This is a genomic window from Actinocrinis sp. (genome assembly GCF_035946395.1).
Classification (GTDB): domain Bacteria; phylum Actinomycetota; class Actinomycetes; order Streptomycetales; family Catenulisporaceae; genus Actinocrinis.
Genome location: NZ_DASYZI010000153.1, coordinates 1 through 22,531 on the forward strand (window position 1 = coordinate 1; position 22,531 = coordinate 22,531).

The window sequence follows — 22,531 nt, forward strand, 5'->3', positions numbered from 1 at the left end:
CGCAACCTGAGAATGCGTCAGCCTTGGCCCCATACTGTGGGCAATTCCCAAGACTGGGTCGAATTACCACTCGTGCAGTTCTCTATCGTGAGTTGATATGCATTATTGTTGGACACAGGATGGGCGGTAAGGCAGCCAATATACCCATCATTGTGGATCGTGAAATTACCGCTGCCGTCCGACTCGAACCACCAGTATTGATACTTAGTTCCTGCGAAACTTGAAATATAGACCCCAGGATTTTGCTGGCCCGTGTCGCTTGTTGTAGTCATTACCTCTGAATCCTTCATAAAGTTTCGAATGATAAATAGCCGCTCATGCTCGACCATTGTATAACTGCCAGTCCCAACTCGACTCCATTTCTGTCCGTTGAGTTCGTCGTTTTCACCCCATCCGACCACCTTTGTGCCGTCGCTAGTATTGCCAAGAACCAGGTCGGCAGCAAGATTGTTATATCCTACGCTAATTATTCGCCCCGCTGGGAGATCTTGGAAGCTCGGGCTCGCTAGTTGGCTGCTGTCAGTAAATGGCGCACTGGGTCCGGTGCTACTCGAGATGACGGGGAGTTGAGTGGTTTGTGTCGCCCGTGGCGTCGAGGTACTACCTGACCCACTATAAGTGAGGGCGACTACTGCGGCCACTGCTGATACAACGGCGGCACTCGATCCCACGGCAGTCCAAAATGTGCCGGACTTATTCTTAAAGATCTCAAACAAACTTGACTCCTTCAGCGAGGGCAGCACATTGATAGGCGCAACCTGCCTCAGGATACTGCTACGCGAGTTCGAGACCAAATACCTATTTCGGGATTGCGTAGCGTCGGCACAAGTGCACGCTACTCATTGCAACCCGGAGCGCCCCTACGCGCCCCTGCTTCTTGCCTTAGCGTGTAGTTAATTTGCTGTATTTGGTATTGTTGTCGAGGAATCTCGCCTCCGACGGACTCAATAGCACACAGCCTGTGATCGAACGGTCCGCCTACACGGTGCGCGACACGGCTTCGCGACGCTGATGGCCGATGCCGGCGTTGAGCCTCGACTTCTTATGGAGCTGATGAGGCACTCGGAGATCGGCATCACGATGAACGTCTACACGCACGTCGTCGAGAAGTCGAAGCGGGAAGCCATCAAGATCATGGATGCGCTTTTGCGGCCACCACGTCACAAGATCCCGCCGCGCTGATGTCAGAATCTGATGCCAAAGGCCCCTCGCCGTAGCTGGTGAGGGGCCTTTTGGCTGGTGCCCCCGGCAGGATTCGAACCTGCGCACCCGCCTCCGGAGCGGGTGGCTCTTTCAAGCAAACGGCCTGGTCAGCCACATAATCACGCCCGGCCCGGGGCCTTCAGGCACACATCAGGCAAACGATCTCGTTGCAGGCCGCCGCACCCCTCGCTTGGCGTAGGGTGCCGCTCGCCGCCCGCGCCGCCGCCGTTGTGACACTTGTGACAGCCCCCCCGGAGCAGTGTCACAATCGAAATAGGCCCTCTGACCAGCCCGAAAGGCGAGTTGTGACACTTGTGACACCTACATGCACGGCGCTGAGCCTCGATACGCAACCAACGTGGCCCGGTCGATGACCGGGCCACTCGTGTTGTGCGCCCAGCATGGGCGGTTGCTTGGGGGTGTGAGTCCCCTGGAGGAAGAGGTGGTACTGACTCCGAGCCGGAGGCAGGGGCGTCGTCGTGAGGCGGGGTCTGGAGGAAGCCCGAGGCGGGACCTGTGCACCGAGGGACACGAATCACGTATGAGGCGGTCCGGTCGGGTGAGCCAGCAACGGATGGTGAAGCCCGTGACCACCAAGAAGGCTGGGGCGTAAACGTGGCGGTGGTACAGGGATGGTGATCGTTCTTACCTGGGGAGGTCTGTCGGGGTGTCGGTTGTGCTGTGTGCTCGCCGCGCCGACGGTTTGCGCTGAGAGGTGTGGGCTGACCTGGCAGAAGTCAGCAGAGGTCGTAGTACCGGCCGGGATGTGTGTGGTGGGCCGGGAAGGGCCGAACGTCATGTGGAACGGGTGATCTGGTGGTGCTCGTGCCGGTCGCGGTGATCGCAGCCATCCCGCGCAGCGCGGGCCTGGCGTGGAAGGGGACGGTGCAGTCCGTTGAGTACCGCGGCAGAGCGTAGCGATCGGTCGGCGCCCGCTGGGGAGGTCGTTCACCGCGATCAGGAGGGTCTGTGGCAGCGAATGCTGTCGCTGGCCAACCTGATGGCGGCGCTTAATCGAGTCGAGGCCAACCGGGGCGCCCCGGGTGTGGACGGCATGACTACGGAGCAACTGCGGCCGTGGCTGCGTGAGCACTGGGTGCAGGTACGGGAGGAACTCGACGCTGGGGTATTTCGGCCGTGGCCGGTGCGCCGGGTGACGATTCCCAAGCCCGGGGGCGGTTCGCGGATGCTCGGGGTGCCCCGGGTGCTGGATCGTTTTGTTCAGCAGGCGATAGCTCAGGTTCTCGTGCCGGTCTTCGATCCGGGGTTTTCCGGGTCGTCGTTCGGGTTTCGTCCCGGCCGTTCCGCGCACCAGGCGGTGCGGGTGGCGCGGCGGGCGATCGAGGAGGGTCACCGCTGGGTGGTGGATCTTGATCTGGACCGGTTCTTCGACCGGGTTCAGCATGATGCGCTGATGGCCAGGGTGGCTAGGAAGGTCGATGATCGCAGGCTGTTGCGGCTGATCCGCCGGTTCCTTCAGGCCGGGATCATGGACGGCGGGATTGTGTCGGCGAGCAGCGAGGGGACCCCGCAAGGGTCTCCGCTCTCTCCGGTCCTGTCGAACATCATGCTCGATGACCTGGATCGGGAGTTGTGGCGGCGTGGTCTGCGGTTCGTGCGTTACGCCGATGATATTCGCATCTTCGTGCGCAGCAAACGGGCCGCTACCAGGGTGCTGGCCTCGATCGCGAAGGTGATCGAGGCCAGGCTCCATCTGAAGGTGAACCGGGAGAAGTCGAGGGTGGTTCCGGCGTCTGTCATGACGATGCTGGGGTTCGGCTTCTACTTCGTCCGGGGCGGCAAGGCCAGGATCCGGGTCGATCCCAAGGCGCTGAAGCGCCTGAAGTTCCGAATCAAACAACTGACCTCGCGGCGGTGGTCGATCGCGATGGAAGAACGGATCGAGACGATCAACCGCTACATCGTCGGGTGGATGGGCTATTTCCGGCTCGCGGACACTCCGAAGGTGTTCGCCGAGTTGGACAAGTGGCTGCGCCGCAGGATGCGGCAGATCCGGTGGAAGGAATGGAAGCGCTACTCGGCCAAACGCCGGAACCTGCGCCAGCTGGGCATCCCGGAGCGCTTGGCGCGGGAATGGGCTGCCAGCAGCAAGGGCTACTGGCGGGTCGCGAAGTCGCCCGTCCTGGACCGGGCGCTGCCCAAATCCTACTGGGCCGACCAGGGCTTGAAACTGCTGAATCCGACCTGGCAGAGATTGAGATCAGCATGACGAACCGCCGGATGCGTGACCCGCATGTCCGGTGGTGTGGGAGGAGGGCCGGGCAACCCGACCCTCCTACCCGATTCTACACTCCTAGCATTGGCATCTGCGCTTACCAGACCTTTGACACGTCGCCTAGGATGCGCCGGGAAGCGCGCATAGACGGAGTGGGCGGATGGATCTGGCAACTCAGGCGATCACGATCGTCGGCGTCCTGCTCGGCGCGCTTACGTCGTACGCGACGGGCTTCCTGATCGAGCGGAGCAAGGACCGCCGCAGCCTTAACGCTCGGTGGGATGAACGAAAACTTGAGACCTACGTCGCGTACGTCGCCCGGGTGCGGGATGTGGTCTATGCGAGCGTGCTTGTCTATGAGGTCAGGGAAGGTCTGCGCGCGATAGACCGCAGTCACGATGCGTTGATGCTCGCGCTCACAGACGCTGAGCGGTCGCGGGCGCTCATGTTCGAGCAGTTGGTCATGCTGGGCGGCCCGGACGTCGTAAGTACTGCGCACGAGTTGAATCGCGCTATCGCCGCTATCGACTGGCGTGTCCGCGGGTTGGTCGACGTAACGCTTCAGGAGTGGCAGGACCTCCACGTCCGCGCTTTCCAGTTGATCAACGTTTTTCACGAGAAGGCACGTGCCGACCTCGGTGTGATCGGCCAACTTGCGTCCGATCACTCGAACCTGACACTCAACCTGCCGCCTTCCCGATTGGAAGGTTAGGACCAACGCTGTTCAGTTAGGTGCTGGTCGGCTGTGTCAATCGGGGCTGGCCAGCACGGTGATGCTGAATGTGCTCTTGTAGGTGGTTCGATCGATGGCCGGGCCTCGGGCGTTGTACTTGGACAGCGCCCGTTTCACGATCCGTTGTTTGATTCGTTGTCGGCGTGCCGGTTGGAGGCGCTGGAGTACGCGGCGGCCGATGGCTCCGACCAGGTCGGCCTCCTCTTCGGCGATGATGGCGTGAGCGAGGATGAGCTGGTCGCGGGCGGCCTGCAGCGCGACGGTGAAGCTCGCGCGGTCCGGGTCGGTGTCCGGCACGCTGTCGGTGGCGTCCGTCATGACGGTACGCAGCAACTGGTAGGCGGTGAGCAGCGCGTAGAGCTCCTGCTCGACCCCGTCGGGTGTTCTGGCCCGCAGCACCCGCCCTCCCAATATCGTGTCCTTCATCTCCGCATAACAGGTCTCTACTTCCCATCTCTCGTGGTAGAGGCGCACGAGGGAGAGCGCCGGATACTCCCGAGGGTCGGTGAGCGTGGTCACCAACCGGTAGGTACCGGTAGCGCGCCCGGTGCGGGTGCGCACGCAGATCTCCGCGTCGATCACCCGGACGGTGACCGCGCCGACGCGCGCGAGATGCGTGCCGTCGGCCAGCCGGCCGATCGAGGGCAACTTGCGTGCGGCCTTGACCCGGATCAGCAGCTCGGCACGGGTCTCGGCGATCTTCTCGATCAGTTTCTGGGCGGCGAAGTTGCGGTCGGCCAGCAGCAGCATCCCCGCGTGCAGGTGGCCGAGCAGGTCTTCGGCGTAGGTGGTCTCCCCGACTTTGTCGGTGCCGAACACCGCACCGATCACCGACCGGGTTCCGCAGGCGACCAGCGCCAGCAGCCGCACCTGGGGGTACCCGGTCTCGCCGCGCACGCTGCGATGCTTGGGGAAACGCGCGAGATTGGCCCTGCTGTCGGCGGCGTACAGGATCGTGCCGTCGATCGCGCAGGTCACAAGGCCCCGGTAGGTGCACGCGCCGCGGGCGAGCGTGGGCGCGGGCCCGCAGATCAGCGCGAACAGGGCCCGTAGTGGCCCGGCCCCGAGGCGGACGCGGGCTTGGCGCAGCGCACTGGCGCACGGCCGCGCCACGCCCTGGTCCCCGAGCCCGACGCACAGTTTGTCCCACACCTGTGTGTAGCCCAGGTCCGCGAACAGCGCGGCGGCCAGCAGCAGGTAGACCACCACCCGCGCGGGCAGCACCCGCACCCGCGCCTGAACCCGTCCGGTACTTTCGAGCACGTCATCGATCATCTCGAAGGGCACGACCCGGGTCAGCTCACCGAGATGCCCCGGCGCGCACGCCCCGGCCGCTACCCGAACCGAACGCGATATGGAAACCTGGTCCAACAGCGGAGCCCCTGTTCCGAGGACGTCTTGGAGTGACAGCCCTCTTCTACAGGAGCTCCGCTGCCTTGCCTACCGACAGGCCTTGACACGCGCCCGCCACGCCTAACTGAACGGCGTTGCGATTAATCCGCGGCGCGTGCCTGTCTGTACCGACGGGCCGCGCCGCGGTCCGTTCGACGGGGCTATGGCCGGGAGGACTCATGCGGGACATCGGCAGGTCGAGCCAGCGCTGGACGCTGGCGCTGACCTCGGTGGGCGCGATGATGGTGGCGCTGGACGGCACCGTGGTCGCGACCGCCCTGAACAGGATCCGCGTCGATCTGGGCGCGTCGATCGACCAGCTGGAATGGACGGTCAACGCCTACATCCTCAGCTTCGCGGTGCTGCTGATGACCGGCGCGGCGCTCGGGGACCGGTTCGGGCGGCGCCGGCTCTTCGCCGTCGGGCTCGGCCTGTTCACGGTCGCGTCCGCGCTCTGCGCGCTCGCTCCGGGGATCGGCTGGCTGATCGCCGCGCGCACGGTGCAGGGCTGCGGCGCGGCGTTGATCATGCCGCTGGCGATGGCGCTGCTCAGCGCCGTATACCCACCGGAGCGCCGGGCGCGGGCGCTGGGCCTCTTCAGCGGCCTGATGGGGGTCGCGGTGGTGGTCGGGCCGGTCGCCGGCGGACTGGTGACGCAGAGCCTGGCCTGGCAGTGGATCTTCTGGCTGAACGTGCCGCTCGGCGTGGCCGGGGTGCCGCTGGCGCTGCGGCGGCTGCCGGAGAGCCGCGGACCGGCGGGGTCGGTGGACGCCACGGGGCTCGCGCTGATCACCCTCGGTGCGTTCGGGCTGGTCTGGGGCCTGGTGACGGCCAACTCGGACGGCTGGGCCTCGGCGCGGGTCGACGTGGCGCTCGCGGGGGGCGCTGCGTCGGTCGTGCTGTTCGTCCTCTGGGAGCTGCGCGCCCGCGAGCCGATGGTGCCGATGGCGCTCTTCCGCTCGCGCGGATTCTCCGCGGGCAACGGCGGGTCGGTGTTCCTTTACGCCTCGCTCTACGGCGCGCTGTTCTTCATCTCGCAGTTCTTCCAGACCGGCCTCGGCGATCGGCCGCTGACCGCCGGACTGCACATGCTCGCCTGGACCACCGGGGTGACCGTCGTCGCGCCGCTGGCCGGAGCCTGGACGAACCGGATCGGGGCCCGGCGGCTCGCGGTCACCGGCCTGGCGCTCCAGGCCGCCGGGATGTTCTGGGTCTCCCTGATCGCCCGCACGGATATGCCCTACTGGCAGATGATCACACCGCTGATCATCGCGGGCTGTGGTCTGTCCATGGCGATGCCCGCGGCGCAGATCTCGGTGATCAACGCGGTGCCGCCGACACAGATCGGCAAGGCGTCGGGCGTCTTCAACACGCTGCGCCAGTTCGGCAGCGCGCTCGGGATCGCGGTGCTCGCGCCGATCTTCACGGCCGCGGGCAGCTATGCGACACCGCGCACGTTCACCGACGGCTTCACGGCGGCGATCGCCGTTTGCGCAGGGCTCTCGCTGGCCGGGGCGGTCGCCTTCCTGGCCATTCCGGGGGCGGCGCGTAAGGCCGTGACAGCTGCTGCGGCCACGGTTGACAAGCCACTGTCGGTACGCGATGCGATGCTAGAGCCAGCGGGGAGCGTGAAGGAGTGACGAGTGTGGCGGTAGCCGAGCATCGCGGTGGCGGTGGACAGTACGGGGAAAGCGGCCGGGACAGGGACGAGTTCGCGCGGCTGAGCGAGCCGTTCCGCCACGAGTTGCTGGTCTACTGCTACCGCATGCTCGGCTCCGTGCACGACGCCGAGGACCTCGTTCAGGAGGTCTATCTGCGTGCTTGGCGTTCTTACGCGCAGTTCGAGGCACGCGCGTCGCTGCGCACGTGGCTGTACCGCATCGCGACCAACACGTGCCTGAACGCGTTGCAGCACAGTAGCCGCCGCGTGCTGCCATCCGGGCTCGGTCACGCCTCTGACGCGCCGGAGGTGCCGTCGACGTTCAGCGCCGAAGTGCCGTGGCTGGAGCCGCTGCCGGACCGGATGATCGGCACCCTGCCGGACGACCCGGCCGCCGTCGTGGCGTTCCGCGCGGGTATCCGGCTCGCGCTGATCGCCGCGTTGCAGCACCTTCCGGGGCGGCAGCGCGCGGTGCTATTGCTGCGCGAGACGCTGAGCATGTCGACGGCGCAGATCGCCGAGCAGCTGGGCATGACCGCGGCCGCGGTCAACAGCTCACTGCAACGCGCCCGCGCCCGGCTCGACGCGCTCGCGCCGGCCAGCGAGGAGATCGCGGAGCCCGACGATCCCGGCCGCCGCGCGCTGCTCGACCGCTACGCGAAGGCGTTCGAGAGCGCCGACGTCGACGCGCTCACCCGGCTGTTCACCGAGGACGCCGTCGTCGAGATGCCTCCGGCACCGCAGTGGTTCACCGGGCACGCGATGGTCGCGCGCTTCTTCGCGTACCGCTTCACCAAGCGGCCCGGGCGGATTCGGCTGGTGCCCACCTCGGCCAACAGGCAGCCCGCGTTCGCGTCGTATCGCCGGCTCGACGACGGGACGTTCGAAGCGCAGCACGTTCAGGTGCTCACGCTCTCCGAGAGCGGCATCAGCCACGCGACCGCGTTCACCGAGAACAAGAGGTTGATCAGGCTCTTCGGCATGCCGCTGACTGCGACGGCCGAGGAGCTCGACCGGCTTCAGCCGTAGTTCCTTCAGCCGTAGACCTCGTGCACGTTGTCCTTCGGCGTGGGCTGCATGTGTCCGGCCGGACCGGCGGCGAACGCCCGGAGCAGGTTCTCCGTCGTGCGTGAAACGAACGCGGCCGTGCGGCGGTCCATGTCGTGGTCGGTGCGGTCGTCGCGCGTGTCGGCCATCAGGCCTTCGACCCAGCGCATCGTGCCGGATGCGAACACCCCGGCGCCGCTCGGCACCGTGTAGTACGCGGCGTCCGCGTGGCTTGACCTGCCGTTACAGACCAGCGGCGAGTGCGCGATGATCTGGATCGGCCGCGGCGTGGGCTGGTCCGGGGTGACCCGGTCGTACTCGACCCCGACCAGGTGCGCGAAGCTGTCGCCGTTCTTCACCCCGGTGCCCTGGAACAGCCAGTGGTCGGCGGCGTGCACCACGAACGGCGCGTCCGCCGGGTAGCCCTCGTAAAGCACGCCGGTCATCGAGGACTCCGGGTCCGCGGCCGGCGCGGCCCGGTAGTCGGTGGTGACCTGCGCGGGTTCCCTGTCGTAGAGCGGGTCCATCGTGTACGCGGTCTTGTAGCAGATCAGCTGCCGGTTGGCGCCGACCGGCGAGGAGCCGAAGCGGATGCGCCGGAAGCAGGTGTTCGCGCCGAGGAAGGCGATGTTCACGCCCGCGTCCCTGGCCTTGGTGACCGATGCGCGCTGCTGCGGCGTCCAATACTCGTCGTGGCCGAGGCTGATCACGGCGCGCGCCGCGTTGAGTACCGACGGGTCGTTGTGCACGTCGATCCCGGTCGTATACGCGAGCGGCAACCGCAGCCGCTCCGCCAGAGCCACCGCGGCCCGCTCGTACACCATGAACCGGTCGGCCCCGTCGTTCTCGTACGGCCGGTCAAAGCTCACGACGTAGGACCGGGTGTCGTACGAACCATCCGGTCCCTGGTACAGGTTGTAGCCGCCCCAGAGGTTGTACGCCTGCCAGGTGGCGGGGGCGTGCATGAGGACGACCCTGCCCGCGCCCGAGGTCGATCGTACGATCAACGGTATGTAGGACTGATGTCCGTCCGAGCCGTCGAGCCGCAGCAAATAGGCGCCCTCCGGCCAGCCGGTGGTGGGCACGGTCAGCGAGTTCTGCCACGCGGTGTGGACGGTCTTGGTTCCGGAGTCGAGCTGGGCGGCGCCCTGCTTCTTGCCGGGCACCGCGTCGGACTGCCACACGCGCCTCGCCTCGGCGCCCGCGTAGTAACCCATGCGGTAGGCGGAGACCCGGAACGTGGCCGACGCCGTCGACACGCGCAGCCCGACCGACTCGCCCGGAACGACGCTCACCTTGTCGGCGTAGCCCTCGATGGCGTGCGGCGGCGAACTGTTGATGATCCGCCAGTCGTTGTTGCCCGGGAGGTCCGCTTCGGCGACCGGTGCCGACGTGGTGCTCGTCGCGGCGCCGGTGGGTGGCGTCGAACCGGCGGCTGCGGAGCCGGATGAGGGGCCGGAGCCGGAGTCGCCGTACCCGCCGATGACCGCCGCGCCGACGCCTGCTGCTCCGGCGACGGCCGCCGCGACGCCGAGCACCCGCCTGCGGTCCATACCACCACGGCCCATACCACCGCGGTCGGTACTACGACGGTCTGTGCCACTGCGGTCCGTGTCACCGCGGTCTGTACCACGGCGATACGTCTCGTCGCGGTCCGCAGTCTCGCGGTCGGCGTCGCGGTCTGACCTTTGCTTCCGCGCACTGTGTTGAGCGGCCATTTCACCTTGCCCGCCTGAGCCGTCACCCATCGCCGTCAACTCGTCCCGAGCCTAACCCGGCTCGCCTCGAACGGACGCGCGAGGTGTCGACCCGGTTGCTCAAGTCCTTCGGATGGCACTGTGCTCGGATGGCGCTGTCCTCGAATGGCACTGCACTCGGAAGCTGCTGCCCTTGGATGCCGCCGCCGCATGGGCCTGTAACTGGTGCCGGTGGCGTTGCCGTGGCGCGACGCGGACCCATCGCGTGCGGCAGACATTATCTGACGGTGCGTATAACAACCGCAGTAGCGAGGAAATCAACCGTCCGTTGGACGTCCCCAGAGGTCATCGCCATTTAACGTTCTCGACCGTACGGCGGAAAGCGGCAGGCTCGCCGGAAACGAAGAAGATACGGAGCATCATCGTGGTCGACGGAACCGTCAAGGTCACAGCTGAGGCGGAAATGCACATCCATCAACTGGCCGCACTCCTCAACGGACCGCTGACAGACGTCCTGAACCAGATCGTCGCGCACGGCCTCGCCCTGACCGACCCCAACGTCTGGGCCGGCCAGGCGGCGTCCATCTTCGCCAACGAGGTGTGGCCGCAGGTGCAGTCGCTGCTGAGCCAGGTGAACGGCTCGCTGAACCAGGTCCAGTCGCAGGTGGCGGGCGTCCTCGCCAGCGTCACCGCGGCCGGCTCCGGCGGTATCGGCGTCGACGTGTCCGCCACGGCGGGTGTGGGTGTGACGGTCAGCCTGTAGGTGTGAATGCCGAGACCGGTATCGGGTCGACGTGACGTGACGTCACCGCAGCCGGATGCCGGTCAGGTACTGGCCAGGGCGGCGTAGACGACGACGTTGTCGAGGTAGTGCCCCGCGGCGAACGCGCCGCCGCAGGTGATCAGGCGCAGCTCCGGGTCGGGGCGCGCGCCGTAGACGTCGGTGGTGGGAAAGGCGTCCTTCGGATAGTTCTGGACCGTCATCACATGGAACGTGACGCGCCGTCCGTCGCTCAAACCGATCGTGACGGCGTCGCCCTGCTTCAGAGCCTTGAGATTGAAGAACACCGCCGGGCCGCGGAACGAGTCGACGTGCCCTGCGATCACCGCGGGCCCGTCCTGGCCGGGCACCGGGCCGCCGGTGTACCACCCCGCCTGCGTCAGGTTGGTCGGCGCCTCCAGCGCGCCGGTCGAGTCCAACCCGAGCATTTGCAGCGTCGTGTGCACGTTGATCGCCGGGATGTCGACGGACACCGGCTTGACCGCCGCGCTCGGCGTCGCAGAACTGCTCGGAGCGCTCGCCGGGGCGGAGGGCGACGAGGGCGAGGCCTCGATCGTCACCGCGGCCGACGCGCGGCCGGCGGTGCCGTGGTGGGAAAGCACCCACAGGCCGGCGCCCGCCACGGCGGCCAGCACCACGGCGATGGTGCCGATCTTCCCGGCCGGCCGTCGTCTGCCGAACCAGGACCACGGTCTCGCGTGCTTGGGCTTCCAGCTCATGGCCGGCCCGGTCCGCTCAGCTGCGGCCTGCCCACTTGTGGCCTGCTCACTTGCGGCGCTGCCGGGAGAGCCCGAACAGCACCGCCACGACCGCGGCGATCAGCAGCACACCCCAGCCGGCCGGGACGACGGATCCGCGGCCCTGCTGCGTGGTCGGGCCGGCCGGCTGCGTCGGTGCGCCGGTCGGCTGGGCCGCGGTGCCGCCGAAGCCGGTGTTGACTCCGCCCTTGGGCAGGACGCTGGTTCCGGTCGCGTCGCTGAGGTCGAGTATCTGCGGGCTGCCACCGGCCCCGTCGAGCACGGCCAGGGTGTATGTGCTGCCTGCGGCGAAGTCCAGCTGTGCGGTCTTGTCGCCGGCCTGCGTGGAGACGCGCACGGCGCCGACGCCCGGATCGAGCGTCTGATAGGCGGTGACGTCCGGGAAGCGCAGGCCGGTCGCGAGCGTCTCACCGCCCGCGTCGACGGACGCCGTCGGGTTGTGTAGTGAGGCCTCGATGATGCGCACGCTGACTTTGCCCGGCGGCGTGTCGAGGTTGTCGCTGAGCACCTTGAGGGTGAGCGCCGAGGCCGTGCCGAGACCGGCGACTGTGTACGCCCGGCCCGCGGTCACGTCGACCTGAGTACTGATCACGGGGTCCGCGGTCGCCGCGTCGCCGGCCGCGCGCATGGCCACCAGATAGTCGCCGGGCGCCAGCGATTCGTACGGCGAGAGCGTTCCGTAGGCGACGTGCTTGAGCGTCAGCTGGGCGGTCGTGCCGCCGTACGGGTACAGGTACACGTCGACCGGCGGCGTGTCGGGGGAGAGGTGGGCGAGCCGGACCCAGCCGATCGTGGACGTGGTGTCGGCGGCGGTGGCCGTCGGCGGGAGCAGGAAGGCGAACGTCAGTGCTGTGAGACAGGCGGTCGTCCGCCTGCGGATCCGTGCGCTCATCGGCTGGCTCCGGTGAAGACTGCGGGGCGCGATGGCGCCCGGCTGGATCAGGGCTTTGCGCCGGGGATCAAGCCGAGCGGTTCGGGTTGCTCGAAGGCGATCCTCAGGCCGCCGGTCTCGGCGACGGCGGCCGCGGGGCGGTACGGCGCCTGTTGCGAGGCCAGCAGGGTGAGCAGCGCCCGGGCCTGTGCCGAGTCCCCGGTGGCCGAGACGCCGTCCACCGCGGAGATGATCATCGTCGCGGTGGGGACGTCCTGGCCCGCGCCGGGGGCCGGTGCGTCGAAGGAGGAGACGGTGATCTTGTGCGAGGCGCTGATCAGGGCGAGCAGGGAGCACAGCCGGCTGTCCACCATGCCGTTGGCCAGCGTGTCGGCGTCCCCGGGGTCGATCAGCGTGATCCGCGGGTTGCGCGCGAGGCTCGAACCGACCCGCTCGCGGTAGCCGCGATCCAGCATGAGCAGCCGCGCGTAGTCGTCGGTTCCCTTCAGCGCGACGGTCGTCACCTCGACCTCGCCGTCGCCGTTGCCGAACGCGGCGAGCGGTTCCGGAGAGGTGATCGTGCTCAGCGCGGTGCCGAGGGCCTTGCGCGACGCCGCTGTCGTGACCACGACCTGGGCGGCTTCGACGCCGTTGATGTCCGGCACGGCGGCGACCAGGACCACGGACCGCACGCCGTCCTGGCTCAGCAGGTCGCAGATGGTCACGTCGCAGGCGACCACGCGGCCCGGCCCGGCGTTGGTCACGACCCACTGCGCGGCCTGGATCTCGGCCGGGGTCGCGCCGGGCACGGCCGACGCGGTCGCGCCGCTCGGCGACGGCGAGAAGGCGGTCGTGGCCGTGGCGTCGCGGTGGGTCGAGAGGACGGCGGCGGCGCCGCTGGCGGCCAGCGCGACGACGATCAAAGCGCTGATGATCATCTGCCGGCGCGGTCGCCGCAACCGGAAAACGAGCCCGGACCGCCGCTCGGCGTGCTCAGCCTCTTGGCGCGTATCGAGCATCCGCTCGATCGCCTCGGACTGGCCCCTCGGGTCGTTCGGCACGCGCACACCCCCCTCGGCATACGGTGAAATCAGTGTTCGACAACAGCGGAGTGATCGCCGTGTGACGGCCGCCCTCACAGGCCGGTTCCCGCACTCTGCCACAGATTGGCAGCAGTACCCGCGGAAAGGAAGAAGTGGTGACCGTCCTGGAACAAAACGAGCAGGCCGCTGCTCGCAGACCATGAACATAGCCGCCTATAGCAGCCGAAAGCCGGACGTCTGCCGGACTTCCGGGCAATACCGGAACGCGCTGAGTATTAGACTCCTGACTCAACGTTACAGCATCGCCGGGATCGGCGTGCCGGTTGAACTGCGCATGACCGCCGGGTGAACCGTGACACGTCGGACTATATGGATCTACAAACTTGTAGTAGTTTCGGGCGGTCAAGTCGTGCCGGCGCCGCGCGCCGTCGCACCCATACCGTCCGCCACGAGAACCGGGTTGATCGCGTGACCGAACTGTCGTACCTCCAGGCAATCGTCATCGGCCTCCTACAGGGGGTCACCGAGCTGTTCCCGATCTCCAGCCTGGGGCACTCGGTGCTGGTGCCCGCGTGGATCGGCGGGTCCTGGCAGCACCTGGTCACCGAGAACTCCTCGAAGACCTCGGAGCAGTCCCCTTACCTGGCGTTCATCGTGGCGCTGCACGTGGCCACCGCGCTGGCGCTGATCACGTTCTACTGGCGCGACTGGGTGCGCATCATCACCGCGCTGATCACCACGCTGCGCACCCGCCGGATCGAGACGTCCACCGAGCGGCTGGCCTGGCTGCTGGTGATCGCGACCATCCCGGTCGGCCTCACCGGCCTGGCGCTGGAACACACCTTCCGCACCTTGTTCGCCAAGCCCCTCGCGGCCTCGATCTTCCTCACGATCAACGGCGTGATCCTCTTCGGCGCCGAGCGGCTGCGCAAGCGGGCCGAGCAGGCGCCCGCCGCCGCGACGGAACTGGTCGGCGTCGGCGCGGGTGTGTCCGCCGCCGGTGACGTGGGGGTCGCCGACGGCGGACGGCGCGCCGCCACCCCCGCTGCGGCACAGGTCGGCGGACGTCGGCAGCTGGAGACGCTGGGCTACAAGGAGGCCGGGATCATCGGCCTGTTCCAGACCTTCGCGCTGCTGGCCGGGATCAGCCGTTCGGGTATCACCATGGCCGCGGGCCTGCTGCGCGGCCTGAGCCACGAGGACGCCGCGAAGTTCTCCTTCCTGCTGGCCACCCCGGTCATCCTGGCCGCCGGCGTGCTCAAACTGCCCAGTCTCGCCGGGCCCGCCGGAGCGCACATCCACGGCCAGATCGTGGCCGGCTTCCTGACCGCCGGGATCGCCGCCTACCTGTCCGTCAGATTCCTCACCCGCTACTTCACCACCCGCACGCTGACCCCGTTCGCCGTCTACTGCCTGCTCGGCGGCGCGATCAGCATCGGCTGGTTCGCCACGCACTGACCGGACCGGCACTGCTGCGCCGGCCGCGCCGCGAAAGTTCGCGGCGCGGCCGGCTTTCGGCCGACGGCGGGTTCGGCGAACCCGTTCGCCTGGCTCGGCGGGTTACTTGGCGGTCGCGCTGAATTCCGCGGTGCGCGCGCTCTCGCCGCCCGCGTCCAACGCGGTGAACTGGTAGTAGTACGTGACGCCGCTGGTGACCGCGGAGTCGGTGTAGGTCGGCGAGGTGACGGTGACCAGCGGTGTGGCGCCCTCACCACCCGGTGTCGTGCCGCGATACACGCGGTAGCTGGTCGCGGCGCTCTCGAAGCCCCATTGCAGCAGGATGTGCCCGGTCTGCGGCGTGATGACGACGCCGAACGGCACTCCCGGCGGCGTGCCGCCGGTCGTGGCCGGCGTCGCGCTGGCCTCGGCCGACTTGGCGGAGGTGCCCGCCGAGTTCGAGGCGGTGACGACGTAGTAGTACTTCGTGCCGTTGGTCAGCCCGGTGTCGGTGAAGCTGTTGGTGGTGCTGGTGCCAACCGCGGTGGCCGCCTCCGCTCCGGCCGCGGTGCCCCGGTACACGCTGTAGCTGGTGGCCCCGGTGCTCGCCGTCCAGGAGAGCGCCACGGAGCCGTTGCCCGCGCTCGCCGCGAGCCCGGTCGGCGCGGCCGGAACGGTGACCGTGCCGCCGCTGCCGGGAACGACGGTGACCTCGTTCGAGTCGGGCGAGACGCCCGTCGCGTTGACGGCCGCGACGTTGTAGAAGTAGGTCTTACCACTGGTCAGGCCGGTGTCGGTGAACGTGGTGGTCGTGCCGCTCACAGTGCCGACCGGGGTGACCGCCTCGCCGTCGGAGATGGTGCCGCGGTAGATGTTGTACGAGGTCGGGCTGCCGCTCGCGCTCGCCGTCCAGGACAGCGCGGCCGAGCCGCTGCCCGCCGTCACCGCCAGGTTCGACGGACCGCTGGGCACGGAGGACGTCGCCGGGGTGACCGTCAGCTGGTCGACCCGCGAGACCCCGTGGTCGGAGACCGCGAGCATCGAGATCGAGTTCACTCCGGCGTTCAGATGTGCCTGGAGCGCGGAGTGCTGGTAGACGTCGAAGCTGCCGGTGATCGGGAAGCGCTCGGTGCTGGTGATCACCACGCCGTTGACCTTGAGCCCCATCTGCCGGTTGTTGACGCCTGGGAACAGACCGCCCTGGAAGGCGTAACGCCAGTCGATCGTGTAGAGCCCCGCGGTCGGGACGACGACGTTGTTGAACGTCAGCGTGCCCGCCTGCGCGTAGGCCATGTCGACGACCTGCTGAGTCGGCGACGTGGACCCGGAGGAGCCCAGGTCCTGCGGGAACCAGCCGGTGAGCGTCTGGAACCAGTCGAAGCCGCCGAGCAGCGCGTCCTTGCAGTAGTAGAGCTCGCCGTTCCCGGAGGCCACGCCCGGCGTGTTGCCGCCGGTGCCGATCGGCGGCGGGGTCTTCGAGGCGTCCTCGGCGGTGCGGCCCGACTCGCCGGCCGAGTTCACCGCGCTGATCTCGTAGAAGTAGATCGGCGTGCTGCTCAGGTTCGAGTCGGTGTAGGTCGTGCCGGTGACCGAGGCGATCGGGGTGTTGCCCTCGGCGCCGGACGTGGTGCTCCGGTAGATGTTGTAGCTGGTCGCGCCGGTGCTCGCGGTCCAGTCGATGGTGATCGAGGAGTTCGCGTTGGCGTGCAGTTCCTCGCTCGGCGGGGTCGGGGGCACGCTGACCGCGGCGGGGTTGACGGCGGCGGCCCGCAGCGGCTGCGCCGCGGCCGCCGAGGCGCCGAACCCGAGGCCGGCCAAAGCCAGCAGGGCGGCCGTCGCGGCGGCCGCGGGGTGGGGCACAGATTTCATGGATCCGACTCCCATCAGTCGGTCTTCATTGACAACTGATCTATCAGGCAGCAGGAACTCGCATAGCTGGGAGAGCGCTCTCCCGGCGGACGGTACTGAGCCCCGGCCGGGCAGTCAAGGTTCGAAATCAGTCGGTCGCGCGGCGCCCCGGCCGCGCGTTCCCGGCGGCGTGGCCACGCAGCGATGCGGCCGGTGCAGCCGAACGGGGGCTGGCGGTGCGCGGCTTTCTCGGTCAGGGTGAAAAGGACGGTTCGCACTGATCGGGAGAGCGGAGGACCAGACAAATGAGGGTCAGTGACGTGCTCGCGCACAAGGGACACGACGTTGTCACGATCCGCCCCGACGCCACGTGCCGCGACCTGCTCGCGCTGCTGGCCCGGCACAACATCGGCGCCGTGGTGGTCTCCTCGGACGGGCTCACCGTCGCCGGCATCGTCTCCGAGCGCGACGTGGTGCGGCGGCTCAACGACCTGGGCGCCGCCGTCCTCGACTCCCCGGTGTCGCGGATCGCCACGTCCCAGGTCCGGACCTGCGGCCCGGAGGACCCGCTCGACGAGTTGCGCGAGACGATGACCCTGCGCCGCTTCCGGCACATCCCGGTCGTGTCGCAGGGCAGGCTGATCGGCATCGTCAGCATCGGCGACGTCGTCAAGAGCACCATCGACCAGCTCCAGGACGAACGGCAGCACCTGATCGACTATCTCCAGGGCTGAACCGGGCGCCGATCCACCCGAACGGTGCATCGGCGCCGCCGTACTTCAGCGCTTCAACTGCTGCTTCAACTCCTGCTTCATCGCGTCACTGGTTCGGGCCCGTGCCGCCGGCGATGAGGGCGGAGGCCTGCATCATGCCCCGCGAGCACACCGGGGTCGCCGGTGCGACGGCGGTGACGAGCTGCGTCGTCTCGTCGGGCGGGGTGACCTCGATGTCGTACGCCGTGGGCTCGCAGGTCCACTGCTGGCCGGGAGCCGGGGTGCCGTTGTCGCCGGCGCCGGGCACGTCGGGGGAGAGCCGGACGGTCGACGCGGCCGAACCGCCGGGGATGAGCCAGACCAGTCTCTTGGCGACGAGCGAGTCCCACACGACGTTGGTCGGCAGCGGCTGGTGCCGGGCGTTGAGCAGCAGCATGCCGGGGAAGCCGTAGATCGTGCACAGACGGCCCGACGTGTTCGTCAGCCTGAGGTTGTAGCTGATGTTCCCGGCGCCCGCGCTGCCGTTGACGACGGTGAAGGACGCTGACAGATCCTGCGTGTGGCAGCGTGCGGTTCCGGACGCGGTGCCGCTCGCCGCCGCGGTGCTCTGGTTCGCGGACGGCGCTCCCGCGGCCGGACTTGACGGCGCGTTCGAAAGCGCCGCGCCGGATGGCTGAGCGCTCGCCGGCACGGTGCTCGATGACGGCACGCCGAGCGGTGCCGCGCTCTGTCCGGATCCCACCGGTGCCGCGCCGGCCGCCGCGGCGCATCCGGTTGCCGACAGCCCCACCGCCGTGACGCACGCGAGGCCGATCACGGTGCTCATGAACTTCGTGTCGATCACCAGGAGCCTCCCACTGAGCCCGGCAGGCGGACTTCGCCTCCATTCCCAGGGACGGCCGCGCCGCGCTTCGGTTGAACCCGATCGGTCCGGCGGCCGGCCTGCGGCCCGGTGATCGGCGCGGCCGTTGCCCAGCTGTTATCGATCATTTCGCCGAGGTCATTGCGCGCCCTCACCTTATATAGTTTAGTTTCCTTACGAATTAGTGGCCCAGTCGGGCCGAGATCGGACCGGACTCGGGAGCAGACGCGTGGACCTGGACGCACCGGTCGTGCTGGGGCTGGACTTCGGCGGCACGAAGACCGCCCTCGCCGTGGCGGCCCCGGATGGCACGCGGCTGGGCTCGGCGGTGCACGAAACCCTGCCCGACCTCGGCGCGGACGCCAGCCTCGACCGGGCGATCACGGCGGGGCGCGACCTGCTGAGCCGGGTCGCCCCGGGCCGCCGGCTCGCCGCGGTCGGCGTGGCGACCATCGGCATCCCGGGCGAGGACGGCGTGGCGCTGGCCCCCAACATCCCCGGCTGGCACGGCCTCGCCCTCGGCCGCGAGCTGCGCGGCGCGTTCCCCGGTGCCGAGATCCGGCTGGCCACCGACGTCAAGGCGGCCGCCCGGGTGGAGGCCGAGTCCGGAGCGCTGGTCGGCTGCGACCCGGCGATCTATCTCAACCTCGGCACCGGCCTCGCGGTGGCGATCGTCGCCAACGGCGCGGTCGTCGACGGCCGCAACGGCGCGTCCGGGGAGATCGGCTACAACCTGCGGCGGCTCGGCGACGTCGGCGCCGCGGCGGCCGACCGCGTCCCGCTCGAAGACACCGTCAGCGGCAAGTCCCTGATGCTTGAGGCGGCGGCGCTGCTCCCGGACGCCGACGGTTCGGCGGACGTGTTCGCCCGCGCGGCCGAGGATCCCCGGTTGCTGCGGCTGTTCGACCGCTTCGTCGCCGAACTCTCCTTCCATCTGGTCAACTTGGCCATCGCGATCGATCCGGCGCGGATCGCGGTCGGCGGCGGCATGGTCCGCTCCTGGGACCTGCTGCGCGACGGGCTGCGCCGGGCCCTGGACGCCGCCGTACCGTTCCCGCCGGAGCTCGTGCGCGCGGCGTACCCGTACGACGCCCCGCTGATGGGGGCGCTCGCGCTGGGTTTGGCAGCGGCTCGCGAAGCCGAACAGCACAGTGAAGCCGAACAGCACGGCGTCGTCGAACACAGCGTCGTGGAACGCGGTGTCATCGAACACAGTGATGCACGGCACGGTGACGGCGAGCAGCGCGCTGCCGGAAACGAGACTCTCACGAAGGGACTGTCAGGATGAGACGCACCGGGCTTCTCGCCGCCGTGACGGCGATATGCCTCGTCGCGAGCGCATGTTCGAGTACTCAGCACAAGAGCGCCGGCGGCTCCTCGACCGGAGGCGGCGGCACGGCCTCGCAGAACGGTCCGCACAAGCAGGGCGGCACCGTCACGATCTCCAACGAGCAGGGCCAGACCTGGACCTGCGGCTTCAACCCGTTCAACCCGGCGGCGTACCTGGAGTCCAACGGCTTCGTGTACGAGCCGCTGGTCTTCGTCGACGAGCTGAACAACGAGGCCGAGACGCCGATGCTGGCGACCTCGTACCAGTGGAACGCCGACAAGACCTCGATCGTCTTCACCATCCGCGACGGGGTGAAGTGGAGCGACGGCCAGGCGTTCACCGCCGACGACGTCGCCTTCACCTTCAACCTGATGAAGCAGGTCCCCGCGACGGACCTGTACGCGCTGTGGACCGCGGCCGGGATGCAGAGCGCCACCGCCTCCGGCAACCAGGTGACGCTGACCTTCAAGCAGCCCGCGCAGCCGTACTTCTTCTTCTTCGCCGACCAGGTGACGATCGTGCCCAAGCACGTCTTCTCCACCGGCGACGCCGCCGCGCACCCGGACACGTGGAAGGACGCGAACCCGGTCGGCACCGGACCGTTCACGGTCAACCCGTGCACGCCGAACAACATCCAGTACACCGCGAACCCGAACTACTGGCAGGCCGGAAAGCCGTACATCCAGAAGGTCGAGTACCCCGCCTACCTGGACAACGGCCCGGCGAACCTCGACCTGGCCAGCGGCAAGGCGCAGTGGGGCAGCCAGTTCATCCCCGGCATCCAGCAGTTCTATCTGAGCAAGTCCGCCGACAACCACACCTGGTCGCCGCCGGTGCTCAACGTCTCGCTGTTCCCGAACCTCGACCCCTCGCACAAGGCCACCGGCACGCTCGCCGTGCGCCAGGCCATCACCGCCGCGATCGACCGCTCGCAGGTCTCCTCGATCGGCGAGGGCGGGCAGGAGCCGCCGGCCAACCAGACCGGCGTGGTGCTGCCGACGTTCCAGAAGTACTACGACGCGTCGGCGACCTCCGCCGCCGGATACGACAAGCCGGACGCCTCGAAGGCGGCGGCGCTGCTGGCGGGCGCGGGCTACTCGCCGTCGCACCCGCTGAACCTGACCGTCATCACCATCACCGGCTACACCGACTGGGACGCCTCGCTCGCGGTGATCAAGCAGGAACTCGCCCCGATCGGGATCAACCTGACCGTCAGCGACCTGGCACAGCAGACCTTCGACACGAAGCTGTTCAACGGCGACTACGACCTGGCCTACTACGGTGAGCAGACCGGCGGTCCCACGCCGTACTACGAGCTGCGCGAGATGCTGCACTCGGCGAACACCGCGCCGCTCGGCCAGCCGGCGAACGGCAACTACGAGCGCTACCGCAACCCCGCGGTCGACGCGCTGTTCGGCCAGTACGCCACCGCGGACGACGCCACCCAGGTCTCGATCATCAAGCAGATCGAGAGCTACATGGTCAAGGACGTCCCGCTGATCCCGGTCACCGAGTCGGTCGATTGGTTCCAGTACAACACCGCGGACATCGGCGGCTGGCCGACGCAGTCGGACCCGTACGCCCAGCCGGCGGCGTTCAACTTCCCCGACGCGGGGCAGGTGCTCCTGCATCTGTACTCGAAGTCGGCGCAGTAGTCGGCCGGGCACGGCAGTCGGCCGGACACGGAAGTCGATTCGGACGCAGCAGTCAATCGGACGCAGCGGTCAATCGGACACCGTCGTCCGGCCAAGCACAGTAGGCGCCTGAATGCGCCGTCCCGGGCCAGCAACCCGGGACGGCGCCGGGACAGGACGAGCACGAGGAGTCGATCTCGGTGAAATTCGTGGTGCGCCGCGCCGGGTTCTTCCTGCTCACCCTGTGGGCGGCGCTGACGCTGAACTTCTTCATCCCCCGGTTCATGCCGGGCAGCCCGGTCAACGCGCTGCGCGACCGCACCCGCGGCAAGGTCTCGCCGGAGACGCTCCAGCAGATGCTCAGCTCCTTCGGCTTCAAGCCGAACCAGAACGTCGGCGTGCAGTACCTGGACTACCTCGGCAACATGCTGACCGGCCACTGGGGCCTGTCCATCGGCCAGTCCCTCGGCGAGCCGGTGACCACGATCGTCGGCCAGGCGCTGCCGTGGACGCTCGGCCTGGTCGGCATCACCACGGTGCTGGCCTTCCTGTTCGGCACGCTGATCGGCATCGTGGCGGGCTGGCGGCGCGGCGGGCTGCTCGACGCGGTGCTGCCGCCGCTGTTCGTGGTCACCTCGGCGCTGCCGTACTTCTGGGTGGCGCTGCTGCTGATCCTGGTCTTCTCGGTGTGGTCAGGCGGCCTGCTGCCGAGCGACTTCAACTACGACACGAGCCTGGTACCCGGATTCTCGCCCGGCTTCGTCGGCAGCGTCCTGCAACACGCGGTGCTGCCCGCCGCGACCCTGCTGATCACCTCGATCGGCGGCTGGATCCTGACCATGCGCAACAACATGATCACGACGCTGGCGGAGGACTACGTCAGGATGGCCCGGGCCAAAGGGCTCTCACCGTTTCGGATCATGCTCGAGTACGCCGGTCGCAACGCCATCCTGCCCAACCTGACCGGGTTCGCCATGTCGATCGGCTTCGTGGTCAGCGGCGCCATCCTGGTCGAGTACGTCTTCACGTACCCGGGCCTGGGCTACATCCTCCTCCAGGCGGTCAAGGACGAGGACTTCCCGCTCATGCAGGCACTGTTCCTCATGATCACGGTCGCCGTCCTCGTGGCGGTGCTGATCTCCGACCTGGCCACGCTGTGGCTCGATCCCAGGACCAGGGGGAAGCGGTAGCCGTGAGCGCGGCCTTCCAGAGCGCCGGCGTGGTTGTCGAGCCCGCCCTGGGCTGGGGGCGAGCTGGCCCCATGGGCCGGCTGAGCCTGGCGGTGA

17 protein-coding genes and 1 pseudogene are annotated in these 22,531 nt (G+C 68.3%); 11 read left to right on the forward strand and 7 right to left on the reverse strand.

The annotated features are described in order from the left end of the window. Positions 1-984 precede the first annotated feature (984 nt). The 3 genes and pseudogenes from VGS97_RS09840 to VGS97_RS09850 form a co-directional block, all read left to right on the forward strand. A pseudogene (locus tag VGS97_RS09840) lies at positions 985-1,182 on the forward strand (tyrosine-type recombinase/integrase); the annotation flags it as partial. Positions 1,183-2,182: 1,000 nt separating this feature from the next. Then, positions 2,183-3,433, forward strand: a complete 1,251-nt coding sequence (gene ltrA / locus VGS97_RS09845) for a group II intron reverse transcriptase/maturase (protein WP_326853016.1) — start codon at positions 2,183-2,185, stop codon at positions 3,431-3,433. A 166-nt stretch (positions 3,434-3,599) separates the two neighbouring features. Further along, a complete protein-coding gene (locus VGS97_RS09850) occupies positions 3,600-4,151 on the forward strand; it encodes a hypothetical protein (RefSeq protein ID WP_326853017.1) in 552 nt (183 codons plus the stop codon). A gap of 36 nt (positions 4,152-4,187) precedes the next feature. Here the strand turns inward: VGS97_RS09850 and VGS97_RS09855 are convergent, their stop codons facing one another. Continuing rightward, complete coding sequence (locus tag VGS97_RS09855; RefSeq protein ID WP_326853018.1) at positions 4,188-5,543, reverse strand: IS4 family transposase; 1,356 nt, start codon at positions 5,541-5,543, stop codon at positions 4,188-4,190. Between the two features lie 200 nt (positions 5,544-5,743). Between VGS97_RS09855 and VGS97_RS09860 the strand changes: the two genes are divergently transcribed. Further along, positions 5,744-7,204 carry a DHA2 family efflux MFS transporter permease subunit gene (locus VGS97_RS09860; protein ID WP_326853019.1) on the forward strand — a complete coding sequence of 487 codons (1,461 nt, stop codon included), beginning with the start codon at positions 5,744-5,746 and terminating at the stop codon, positions 7,202-7,204. A 5-nt stretch (positions 7,205-7,209) separates the two neighbouring features. Beyond that, entirely contained in the window at positions 7,210-8,253 is a 1,044-nt protein-coding gene (locus VGS97_RS09865; RefSeq protein WP_326853020.1) for a sigma-70 family RNA polymerase sigma factor, read from the forward strand. A gap of 5 nt (positions 8,254-8,258) precedes the next feature. Here the strand turns inward: VGS97_RS09865 and VGS97_RS09870 are convergent, their stop codons facing one another. Next, on the reverse strand, positions 8,259-9,824 hold the full coding sequence (locus VGS97_RS09870; protein ID WP_326853021.1) for a N,N-dimethylformamidase beta subunit family domain-containing protein: 1,566 nt from the start codon (positions 9,822-9,824) through the stop codon (positions 8,259-8,261). Between the two features lie 568 nt (positions 9,825-10,392). Here VGS97_RS09870 and VGS97_RS09875 point away from each other — a divergent pair. After that, positions 10,393-10,731 carry a hypothetical protein gene (locus VGS97_RS09875; protein WP_326853022.1) on the forward strand — a complete coding sequence of 113 codons (339 nt, stop codon included), beginning with the start codon at positions 10,393-10,395 and terminating at the stop codon, positions 10,729-10,731. A 62-nt stretch (positions 10,732-10,793) separates the two neighbouring features. Here VGS97_RS09875 and VGS97_RS09880 read toward each other — a convergent pair whose 3' ends face one another. Genes VGS97_RS09880 through VGS97_RS09890 form a run of 3 tightly spaced genes read right to left on the reverse strand, consistent with a single transcriptional unit; the run spans position 10,794 to position 13,439 of the window. Then, positions 10,794-11,468: a class F sortase gene (locus VGS97_RS09880; RefSeq protein WP_326853023.1), complete on the reverse strand. Its 675-nt coding sequence runs from the start codon at positions 11,466-11,468 to the stop codon at positions 10,794-10,796. 46 nt (positions 11,469-11,514) lie between these two features. Next, positions 11,515-12,399 (reverse strand): DUF4397 domain-containing protein, encoded by an 885-nt coding sequence (locus VGS97_RS09885; protein WP_326853024.1) that lies wholly within the window; start codon positions 12,397-12,399, stop codon positions 11,515-11,517. A gap of 47 nt (positions 12,400-12,446) precedes the next feature. After that, positions 12,447-13,439 (reverse strand): hypothetical protein, encoded by a 993-nt coding sequence (locus VGS97_RS09890; RefSeq protein WP_326853025.1) that lies wholly within the window; start codon positions 13,437-13,439, stop codon positions 12,447-12,449. A 459-nt stretch (positions 13,440-13,898) separates the two neighbouring features. Here VGS97_RS09890 and VGS97_RS09895 point away from each other — a divergent pair, with 459 nt between their 5' ends. After that, positions 13,899-14,879 (forward strand): undecaprenyl-diphosphate phosphatase, encoded by a 981-nt coding sequence (locus VGS97_RS09895; RefSeq protein WP_414641676.1) that lies wholly within the window; start codon positions 13,899-13,901, stop codon positions 14,877-14,879. A 102-nt stretch (positions 14,880-14,981) separates the two neighbouring features. On the opposite strand, the gene VGS97_RS09900 is transcribed toward VGS97_RS09895, so the two are convergent. Further along, positions 14,982-16,727: a fibronectin type III domain-containing protein gene (locus VGS97_RS09900; RefSeq protein ID WP_326853027.1), complete on the reverse strand. Its 1,746-nt coding sequence runs from the start codon at positions 16,725-16,727 to the stop codon at positions 14,982-14,984. Positions 16,728-17,011: 284 nt separating this feature from the next. Here VGS97_RS09900 and VGS97_RS09905 point away from each other — a divergent pair, with 284 nt between their 5' ends. Continuing rightward, complete coding sequence (locus VGS97_RS09905) at positions 17,012-17,440, forward strand: CBS domain-containing protein (protein WP_326853029.1); 429 nt, start codon at positions 17,012-17,014, stop codon at positions 17,438-17,440. A gap of 85 nt (positions 17,441-17,525) precedes the next feature. Here VGS97_RS09905 and VGS97_RS09910 read toward each other — a convergent pair whose 3' ends face one another. Then, positions 17,526-18,263, reverse strand: a complete 738-nt coding sequence (locus VGS97_RS09910; RefSeq protein ID WP_326853030.1) for a DUF4232 domain-containing protein — start codon at positions 18,261-18,263, stop codon at positions 17,526-17,528. 247 nt (positions 18,264-18,510) lie between these two features. Between VGS97_RS09910 and VGS97_RS09915 the strand changes: the two genes are divergently transcribed. The 3 genes from VGS97_RS09915 (at position 18,511) to VGS97_RS09925 (ending at position 22,435) form a co-directional block, all read left to right on the forward strand. Continuing rightward, positions 18,511-19,569, forward strand: coding sequence for an ROK family protein (locus tag VGS97_RS09915; RefSeq protein ID WP_326853031.1), 1,059 nt, complete (start codon positions 18,511-18,513; stop codon positions 19,567-19,569). Further along, positions 19,566-21,266 (forward strand): ABC transporter substrate-binding protein, encoded by a 1,701-nt coding sequence (locus tag VGS97_RS09920; RefSeq protein WP_326853032.1) that lies wholly within the window; start codon positions 19,566-19,568, stop codon positions 21,264-21,266. Before VGS97_RS09915 ends, VGS97_RS09920 begins: the two co-directional genes overlap by 4 nt. Positions 21,267-21,445: 179 nt before the next feature. After that, positions 21,446-22,435, forward strand: coding sequence for an ABC transporter permease (locus VGS97_RS09925; protein ID WP_326853033.1), 990 nt, complete (start codon positions 21,446-21,448; stop codon positions 22,433-22,435). The last annotated feature ends 96 nt before the right edge of the window (positions 22,436-22,531 follow it).

Bases quoted from the DNA above. Each gene is read 5' to 3' on its own strand.
- ltrA (WP_326853016.1), top strand. From the start codon at position 2,183: ATGCTGTCGCTGGCCAACCTGATGGCGGCGCTTAATCGAGTCGAGGCC.
- VGS97_RS09850 (WP_326853017.1), top strand. From the start codon at position 3,600: ATGGATCTGGCAACTCAGGCGATCACGATCGTCGGCGTCCTGCTCGGC.
- VGS97_RS09860 (WP_326853019.1), top strand. From the start codon at position 5,744: ATGCGGGACATCGGCAGGTCGAGCCAGCGCTGGACGCTGGCGCTGACC.
- VGS97_RS09870 (WP_326853021.1), bottom strand. From the start codon at position 9,824: ATGGACCGCAGGCGGGTGCTCGGCGTCGCGGCGGCCGTCGCCGGAGCA.
- VGS97_RS09880 (WP_326853023.1), bottom strand. From the start codon at position 11,468: ATGAGCTGGAAGCCCAAGCACGCGAGACCGTGGTCCTGGTTCGGCAGA.
- VGS97_RS09885 (WP_326853024.1), bottom strand. From the start codon at position 12,399: ATGAGCGCACGGATCCGCAGGCGGACGACCGCCTGTCTCACAGCACTG.
- VGS97_RS09900 (WP_326853027.1), bottom strand. From the start codon at position 16,727: ATGAAATCTGTGCCCCACCCCGCGGCCGCCGCGACGGCCGCCCTGCTG.
- VGS97_RS09905 (WP_326853029.1), top strand. From the start codon at position 17,012: ATGAGGGTCAGTGACGTGCTCGCGCACAAGGGACACGACGTTGTCACG.
- VGS97_RS09920 (WP_326853032.1), top strand. From the start codon at position 19,566: ATGAGACGCACCGGGCTTCTCGCCGCCGTGACGGCGATATGCCTCGTC.